The organism is Cyanobium sp. WKJ7-Wakatipu (assembly GCF_024345355.1).
In the GTDB taxonomy this organism is placed as follows: domain Bacteria; phylum Cyanobacteriota; class Cyanobacteriia; order PCC-6307; family Cyanobiaceae; genus Cyanobium_A; species Cyanobium_A usitatum.
Window position 1 is genome coordinate 1 of the sequence record NZ_JAGQAY010000053.1, and the last position, 7621, is coordinate 7621.

Annotated in this window: 10 protein-coding genes; all 10 read right to left on the reverse strand. The window is 60.3% G+C overall.

The window, feature by feature from the left end; all coding sequences use genetic code 11:
* Positions 1 to 65: 65 nt before the first annotated feature.
* A complete protein-coding gene (locus KBY83_RS15025; protein ID WP_255020374.1) occupies positions 66 to 221 on the reverse strand; it encodes a hypothetical protein in 156 nt (51 codons plus the stop codon).
* Between the two features lie 440 nt (positions 222 to 661).
* Positions 662 to 1090: a hypothetical protein gene (locus KBY83_RS15030; protein ID WP_255020375.1), complete on the reverse strand. Its 429-nt coding sequence runs from the start codon at positions 1088 to 1090 to the stop codon at positions 662 to 664.
* A 66-nt stretch (positions 1091 to 1156) separates the two neighbouring features.
* Complete coding sequence (locus KBY83_RS15035; RefSeq protein WP_255020376.1) at positions 1157 to 1342, reverse strand: hypothetical protein; 186 nt, start codon at positions 1340 to 1342, stop codon at positions 1157 to 1159.
* Between the two features lie 408 nt (positions 1343 to 1750).
* A complete protein-coding gene (locus KBY83_RS15040; RefSeq protein WP_255020377.1) occupies positions 1751 to 3238 on the reverse strand; it encodes an FAD-dependent monooxygenase in 1488 nt (495 codons plus the stop codon).
* Between the two features lie 159 nt (positions 3239 to 3397).
* Positions 3398 to 3661 (reverse strand): type II toxin-antitoxin system RelE/ParE family toxin, encoded by a 264-nt coding sequence (locus KBY83_RS15045; RefSeq protein WP_255020378.1) that lies wholly within the window; start codon positions 3659 to 3661, stop codon positions 3398 to 3400.
* Complete coding sequence (locus KBY83_RS15050) at positions 3648 to 3878, reverse strand: CopG family transcriptional regulator (RefSeq protein ID WP_255020379.1); 231 nt, start codon at positions 3876 to 3878, stop codon at positions 3648 to 3650. Before KBY83_RS15050 ends, KBY83_RS15045 begins: the two co-directional genes overlap by 14 nt.
* Before the next feature lie 199 nt (positions 3879 to 4077).
* Positions 4078 to 6420, reverse strand: a complete 2343-nt coding sequence (gene hsdR / locus KBY83_RS15055) for an EcoAI/FtnUII family type I restriction enzme subunit R (RefSeq protein WP_255020380.1) — start codon at positions 6418 to 6420, stop codon at positions 4078 to 4080.
* Entirely contained in the window at positions 6417 to 6803 is a 387-nt protein-coding gene (locus KBY83_RS15060; RefSeq protein WP_255020381.1) for a HEPN domain-containing protein, read from the reverse strand. Before KBY83_RS15060 ends, hsdR begins: the two co-directional genes overlap by 4 nt.
* Positions 6793 to 7155, reverse strand: coding sequence for a nucleotidyltransferase domain-containing protein (locus KBY83_RS15065; RefSeq protein ID WP_255020382.1), 363 nt, complete (start codon positions 7153 to 7155; stop codon positions 6793 to 6795). The genes KBY83_RS15060 and KBY83_RS15065 overlap by 11 nt, the downstream gene beginning before the upstream one ends.
* Before the next feature lie 65 nt (positions 7156 to 7220).
* Complete coding sequence (locus KBY83_RS15070) at positions 7221 to 7499, reverse strand: type II toxin-antitoxin system PemK/MazF family toxin (protein ID WP_255020383.1); 279 nt, start codon at positions 7497 to 7499, stop codon at positions 7221 to 7223.
* Between the last annotated feature and the right edge of the window lie 122 nt (positions 7500 to 7621).

The following is a 7621-nucleotide window of genomic DNA, read 5'->3' on the forward strand; positions in this document are numbered from 1 at the left end:
TGCAACTCTTTGTTGTTCGTCCCAGAAACCTCGCTGGCCCATGGAAAGCATGTAATCTTGAAGCCTTAGTATAATTCAAATTCGGTCGCTATCAAGCGGTCTTGCGATTTTTCGAGGTGCCCTAAAGTAGCGATAGCCTCAGTAGAAGCTTCTTCGCGGAAAGTGACAATAAAGCGGCCGGTGGTTTCGGCTTCGCTTGGTGGTGTGAGTTCAGAGTTCATGAGTTTATTTCTAGGAAAGGTATTAAAGGTTGGATCGTATGCTCAGGGACAGGGGTAATCCAGGTTGAGAAGTGCCATCAGTACGCCATTGCGTGTCGAAGCGGATGAAGTAGAAGCTTCAACGATTCAGCGGACCGTAGATTTTTCTCACCTGACAGCTTTAGCCCCGTCCAAAGCATGAGGTCAAGAGGAAAAGGATAGCCCCTAATTACGCGAGTAATTGGTTTACTTTTCAAGCCTAAAGCGTATCCAGACAACAATCTGCTGCTTATCTGATGCTTATGTGCCTCAATGAAATCGAGGGGTAGGGCAACCCGTTGCAGCTCCTAGGTCAATGGATTGTCATGTGGATCGCATGCTGCGAAATCCCTGCAGATGAACCTCTGACAAACGCTTGCCCAAGGTGATAGGGGGGTGCGATCCGGCGGTGCTGGAACGCCTCAGCGGGCGTTGGCAAGCATGCGGCGCAGTTCCTCATTGAAGTCGCGCAGCACCGAGCGGGGGCTCACCGCATCGAGCAGCTCCAGGATGGCGTTTACCTCGGCCTGGCTGAAGGAGCGGTTGCCGGTGACCGCTTCAAAGTTGGCCTTCACCACGTGGTCGCGGATCTCCGCCTCCGTGGCGCTGCGGGCCACGAGCTCGCTCACATAGGGGTTGGAGCGGGCGGCCTGAATCAGCGCCTTGTTGAGCAGCTCGTAGGAGATCTCACCCTTTTTATTGGTGTAGGCATTCACGATCGCTTGGTAATCGGCGCTGTTAACCGTGGCCAGATCGGCACCGGAGGGCTCCTCTGCCAGCTCCGGCGACGCGGACTGGGCATCCAGGGCGGTTCCGGACTGGGCACCGGGCGCCGCCGCCGGCGAACGCACCGGGCCGCGGTTGCTGTAGGGCAGCCCGGAGGTGAGCTCCAGGGCTTCCTGGAACGCCTCCAGCGGTTAGAGGTCGGCGGAGGTGTTGGCGGCAAGATCGGGCTCGCCGCTCTGGTGGTTCAGTAGGGCCAGGCCGGGCTGGGCGCTGTCGGAGCGCAGGATCACCACTCCCGACTGGCCGCCCCGCAGCTTCTGGCGGTAGGCCACGGCATCCAGGGTGGATAGCTCGACGAGGCGGGTGCGGATGACCATGGGGAAGAACTATCTCACCCGGAAGCTAGGCACGGGACTGCGTATCCCCAAGGTGTCGGCCGGCACAGGGAGGGAGTGCCCTGCGCCATGCCCATCCGGGGTGGATGCGGTGCTGCCCGCCAGATTCGCCATCGCGCTGAGGCTCTATCGCAATTACAGACCGACCAAAGGTGTCGCCTGCCTGCCATGACGACGGTAAATGTGGATCAATATCAGTGGTGGGAAGGAAAGGTGAGTCGTTGATCTCAGAAAGTCGAATCAATGCGGCGTCAGCAAGTGAAGCGGGATTGGATAACAGATCAGCTGGCCCAACTTTGCGTTAACCCTGAGCTCGGAATGGGCAATCTAAGTATTCCTATCTCAGCACGATTGGAGATGGCTGCTCGTTTGTCAAGTCTTCGAATTCACCTACGGCTGGGCCGGAATCAGATAGGAGGAGAGGTGGCGGTCGAGTGCAGCGAGCCCTTCCGCCTGGGTGGACGGGAACCTGAAGCCGATGTGGCCGTCGGGGCGGATCATGATCACGCCGCCCGCCGCGACGCCGGCGCGGACGGGATCGACGCTGGGATTGTGGGAGATCTGCACGAGCTCGTTCCAGCGTCGGCCAAGCCGCGCAAGCGACTCGGCGTCCGTTACGGGTCCAAAAACGAGCACGTGGTGCGCCGTTCCGGCGAACCGAGTCCAGTCGGGGTAGCGTTGCCCAGGACGCGGCCCATCTACGGCTGCCCTGCCTACAGCGTGGTCGACTACGAGCGGACTTCCCGTGTAGTCAATATCAATCATGGCGCGTGCGTTTCGTAGTAGCGCGGCCGCGACCGGATCCACGATCGCGGCCTGCATCTTGCGGCGCTGCCGGAAGTTGTCGAGCACATCGATGATCGAACGATGCACCTGGTCGGAGACGTCAAGTACATGACGATCAGCGATCTGGCGCTCCGCCGCGTAGTAGTCGAGCAGCGACCGAGGCGCGTTGCCGCGCAAGACGAGCGCGAGCTTCCACGCGAGGTCATAAGCGTCATGCAGGCCCGCGTTGAGCCCTTCTCCACCGAATGGGCTCGACAGGTGAGCGGCGTCGCCGATCAGGAAACGCCGGCCGTCCGTCAGGCGTGAAACGATCCGCCTGTGCATCCGAAACGGTGCGAACCAGGTGACATCCGTGGGTCGATATTTCCCGCCGAGCCGTGCATGAATCCGGGCAACGACGTCTTCGGCAGATACGGTCTCCACTTCTTCTTCCAGGTCCTGGAAGCTGATCCAGCGACCGCCCGGGAGCGGTGCGAGCAGTAGCAGGCCGCTTTGACCGCAGACGACGCCAGCCTCACCGCGCGGGAACGGCCCCGGCATTGCGATGTCGGCGACGAGGAAATGCCCTCGGTAGGTTGCGCCATCGAGCGGCTCGCTCATCGAATGGCGGATGACGCTGTGCGCCCCATCCGCCCCAATGACGAAGCTCGGACGGACCGTCTCCGTCCCGCCGTCCGAATGCACCAGCTCGACGAGGACCCCGTCCGCGTCCGCCTCCACCTTGGTCGCCGTGACCCCGCGCTCGACTACTCCGCAGAGCAAAGCGAGATGTGCCTCAAGGATCCGCTGGGTCTCGTATTGCGGCAGGCTGCACTGGAAATGACAGCGGCAGTCGATGTCATCGAAACTCGTGGCGCCGACAACCGCCATGTCCGGGCCGTACATGCGGGAACACCGGACTTGCTCAGCGGCATCGTGGAATGGCGGCAACAGGCCGATGGAATCCAGGATCTCGAGGGTGCCGGGCTGAATCGCCGTGGCGCGCGCCTCGCGGTGCGTCCGCACCTGCCGCTCAATGAGCCGCGCTTCCACGCCGTAGCGAGCGAGTTCGGCAGCGGCAAATAGCCCGGAGGGGCCGGCGCCGATGATCAAGACGTCGTTTCGCGCCACTCGACCTCCCTTAATTGTCGACTACGACATCATTACTCTTTTTGACTGCCTAACGCTCAAGATCAGAAGCGGGCGAGCGAACTTGGGCATTGCCGACTTCCTACGCTCACGTCTTCTGTATTTTGATGTTAGAAGGTCCACTCATCGGTAGACATCTCTTCTGTGGCCAACCTTTACAACGTCGACAACACGCGACTGATCATCGACGGAGTAAATGAACCTATAGTTGCCTTGACGGACACGATAAAGGTTTGGCCTTCCCGCGAGCTTTTCAGACCCTGACGGTCGCGGTTGAGTGGCCAGTGAATTGATCTTCTCAATCAATCGTGTGAGCGTCACCTTGTCAGATATCGACTGTAGCTCTTTAGCCGCTGATGGCTTAATCGAGAGGCTATAGTCTGCCACTATTTCTTAGGCTTGTGACAAAGTCTTCGAAGCTAGAGCTTTGCTCAGCCTGCCTTTGATCAGCGTCTTTCAAATCATCAGCATCTTCGGCCAATGTCATGCTCACCGCTTCATTGACCATGTCCGAAATTGAGCGGTTACATGCAGCAGCTCTTAGGCGCAGTGCACGATGTACTTCAGCATCGAAGTAAATGGTAGCCCGTTTCGTTTCATCCATTCCTCGACCTTAACGTCTTGACGTCCTGACGTCAAGACGTCGGCGCTTCCGCCTTTCCTTAGATCCTTCTAACGCTCTCGATCACCTGCCCGCCATGAGCTGGGGGGGGGTGCCAGCAAGTCCTAGGTGGCGGGTCAGGTGCAGTGGAATGTTAGGCACTTTCCCTTGCGGTTGCAGGCCTTAAAGAACGAAGCAGGAATCAGGCAGATGCCTCATAGAGATACCTCTGGAAGCTTGAAAAGAGCTGGCCGATGTCTTCTGGTCTGCCCAGATCAGCGACGGCATCAGCGATGGAGTTCTGGTAGCGGAGTTGCAGCAATGGCGTGAGCTTTTCCAGAGCCAGCTCCTGCACACCCAGCGTCACGTAGTGCTGGAGAACAAAATTCAGGAAGAGCTGCTGCTTACTTGTGCATTTGGAATGGATGTAAAGGCGTGCATGCGCAGCGCGCTCCTCACGGGGGATGGGCTGCAGGGCATAGGACACATGGGCCAGCACGTCGAAAAGATCACTGTTCGCGGCATTGATAATCATCTGCATCTCGGCCAGCTGGGCTGCACCAAACCCCTTCTCCTCAAGGCCCTGCAGCAGCTTGCGGCGGGTGTCTGGGGAACTCCAGAGTTCCCGCAGCTCAGCTTCGTCTTTCACGAACTCCGGCAGTTTTCCATAAAGCAGTTCCAGGAACTGCTGGGAACTCATCGGTGTGCCGTCTGGGTGCCAGAAGCTAGTCACCATCATGTGCTGAATGGAGCGCTCCTTGCCGTCGCCCAGCTTGATGCGAGCCTTTTGGCGTTGGGGCTGGCCGCTGGTGTCGGCATCCCCGTCGGGGGCCTTGGGTTCTGGGGGTTCAGGTGGGGGAAGAGCTTGCCCGGGGCTAACGGGTTCAGGCTCCAGGGGCTCCCCATCCCACTCAGGGTCGCTGAAGTGGTGGTGGGCTTTAACGAAGTCGTAGATCGTGAAATAGTCCTTGCCGTCAAACAGGCGGGTGCCACGGCCGATGATTTGCTTGAACTCAATCATTGAGTTCACGGGCCGGAGCAGCACGATGGCGCGCACGTTGCGGGCATCCACGCCGGTGGAGAGCTTCTGCGACGTGGTGAGGATGGTGGGGATCGTCTTCTCGTTGTCCTGGAAGGCCCGCAGCCAGGTGTTGCCCAGCTCGCCGTCGTTGGCGGTGACCCGCTGGCAGTAGTTGGGATCCGTGCTGCTCTTGAGCTGGTTGATTAGGTCGCGGATGGCTAGGGCGTGGTCCTGGGTTGCGCAGAACACGATCGCCTTCTGGCGTTGATCCATCTGAGCCATGAAGATCTCGACCCGTTGGCGCTCTCGCTGCTGGATCTCGATGATCTTGTTCAAATCGGCCTCCTTGTAGAGCTTGCCGGCCTCGATCTCCCCCTCCACCACCGTGTCGTCGGGGGTGTAGACGTACTCGTCGAGGGTGGTGGTGATCTGCTTGACGCGGAAGGGGGTGAGGAAGCCGTCGTTGATGCCCTCCTTGAGCGAATAGCTGTAGACCGGCTCACCGAAGTAGGCGTAGGTGTCGGTGTTGCCGGCGCGGCGGGGGGTGGCGGTGAGGCCCAGCTGCACGGCGGGGGCGAAGTACTCGAGGAAGCCGCGCCAGGTGGATTCGTTGTTGGCACCGCCCCGATGGCATTCATCGATGACGATGAAATCAAAGAAATCAGCCGGGTACTGGCCAAACCATGGGGAGGGCTTGCCGTCCACCGGCGGACCGCTCATGAACGTCTGGAAGATGGTGAGGAACACACTCGCGTTGGTGGGCACCCGCCCCTTCTTGCGCAGGTCGTCGGGTTCGATCCGCGCCAGGGCGTTCTCCTCGAAGGCGGCGAAGGCGGTGAAGTCATTGAAGGCCTGATCGGCGAGGTTATTGCGATCGGCCAGAAACAGGATGCGCGGCCGGCGGCTGGGTTCGCCGGAGAGGTTCCAGCGGGCGGCAAACAGCTTCCAGAGGATCTGAAACGCGATCGAGGTCTTGCCGGTGCCGGTGGCCAGAGTCAACAGAATGCGGTCGCGTCCGGAGGCGATCGCCTCCAGCACCCTCTGTACGGCGATCTCCTGGTAGAAGCGGATCTGCCAGCTGCCGCCCTTGTCGGGGTAGGGGATGGAGGCGAAGCGATCACGCCAGGCGTTCTCTTCGGCGAAGGTGCGCTGCCACAGCTCCTGGGGGCTGGGGAAACCGTCGGCCTCCCCTTCCTCGCCCGTTTCCCGATCAATGGCGTAGATGCCCTTGCCGTTGCTGGCGTAGGTGAAGCGCAGCTGGAGCTTGGCGGCGTATTCCTTGGCCTGGCCGACGCCTTCGGTGAGCGGCAGGGAATCGGCCTTGGCCTCCACCACCGCCAGGGCGGTATTGCGGTAGCTGAGCACGTAGTCGGCGCTGAGGGACTTGCCGCGCCGGCCGCAGCCCTCAATGCGCCCCGGTGCGATCGGAAACTCGCGGCGAATGCGGCTGCCCTCCACCACGCCCCAACCGGCCGCCACCAGCAGCGGATCGATCAGCTCGGCGCGGGTTTCAGCCTCGTTCATGGCAGCAGGCTGCCCACGTGATCGAGCAGGTCAGCACAGAGCTGGTTCCAGAAAGCTCGGTCGAGGTTGAGGAAATCCGGCTCGTCGTCGTAGCGGAGAACCGATCCAAAGGGCGTGAAATTCTCGAGCGATTGAAATCGGGTTGGGTCACCCCCGAAATCGAAGATCAACTGATCAAGCAGAGAGAGATCATGGGTACGCGGGTACACCTGTTCAAGCGCCGAAATCCAGGCTTTCAGAGCTTTTTCTGTGGCCTGTTGGACATGGAAGCCCCAGGAGGCTTCGTCAAACAGATCGGTATCCAGCATGGACCTGGCAGTCTTGAGATCCCGTTGAGCAATGCGCAGCATCCGAGCCGCTTCGCGCTGGCGATCAGAGGGCATGAAGCTCTTTCCCGTAGCGATAAGCCTCAGTCACCACATGCTGGCTGTACTGACGTCGCTCCTGCACTTCTGTATCGGAATAGAGGAGCAGATCAATAGGAATTCTGTGATGAGCCAACTTTCGGCTCAGATCCCCTGTCTCCTCAAACCGCGAATGCGCCACCAACCATTCATCGGGCACGGTCACCAGTAGATCCAGATCGGAATCGGGCCGCTCGGTGCCGCTGGCACGGGAGCCGAACAAACGGACCTCGGCGCCGGGAATCACCGCCTGGATCTCGGCCGCGATCGTGTGCAGCAGCGGCTCATCCACCACGTAGGAGTAACTGCAGGGGCGGGCCGTGGGTGTCATACCGCCAAGTCTGGCCGATACGAACGCACTTTGACCAGCGGGCCTGCACTGTCTGCCCTCCACCCCTACACCGCAAACATCTCCTGCAGCACGGAGAGCACCTGAAGCAGAGCCTCCTCGGGGAGGGCGCCCAGCCGTTTCACCAGCCGCTCACGATCCACCGTGCGCAGCTGATCAGGGACAACATGGCCCTCCCTGCTCTGAAAGGTGCAGGGCACGCGGAATGGATAGGCACGCCCGCCAGTGGTGAGCGGAGCCACGATGAACCTGCCCATATGGGCATTGAGTTCATCCGGAGAGACGACCACGCAGGGCCTGGTCTTTCGGATCTCCTGGCCGGGCAGGGCTGATTCAAAGTCTTAGCAAGGGTTGGGCTGTGTCCTGCGCATGACCATCGCCATCAGCGCCGTGATGTCGTGCATCACCGACTGCATCCCGGTGCGGATCGATTGAAAGCCTGCCAGCC

Bases quoted from the DNA above. Each gene is read 5' to 3' on its own strand.
- KBY83_RS15060 (WP_255020381.1), bottom strand. From the start codon at position 6,803: ATGCCCTCTGATCGCCAGCGCGAAGCGGCTCGGATGCTGCGCATTGCT.
- KBY83_RS15050 (WP_255020379.1), bottom strand. From the start codon at position 3,878: ATGGATGAAACGAAACGGGCTACCATTTACTTCGATGCTGAAGTACAT.
- KBY83_RS15025 (WP_255020374.1), bottom strand. From the start codon at position 221: ATGAACTCTGAACTCACACCACCAAGCGAAGCCGAAACCACCGGCCGC.
- KBY83_RS15035 (WP_255020376.1), bottom strand. From the start codon at position 1,342: ATGGTCATCCGCACCCGCCTCGTCGAGCTATCCACCCTGGATGCCGTG.
- hsdR (WP_255020380.1), bottom strand. From the start codon at position 6,420: ATGAACGAGGCTGAAACCCGCGCCGAGCTGATCGATCCGCTGCTGGTG.
- KBY83_RS15065 (WP_255020382.1), bottom strand. From the start codon at position 7,155: ATGACACCCACGGCCCGCCCCTGCAGTTACTCCTACGTGGTGGATGAG.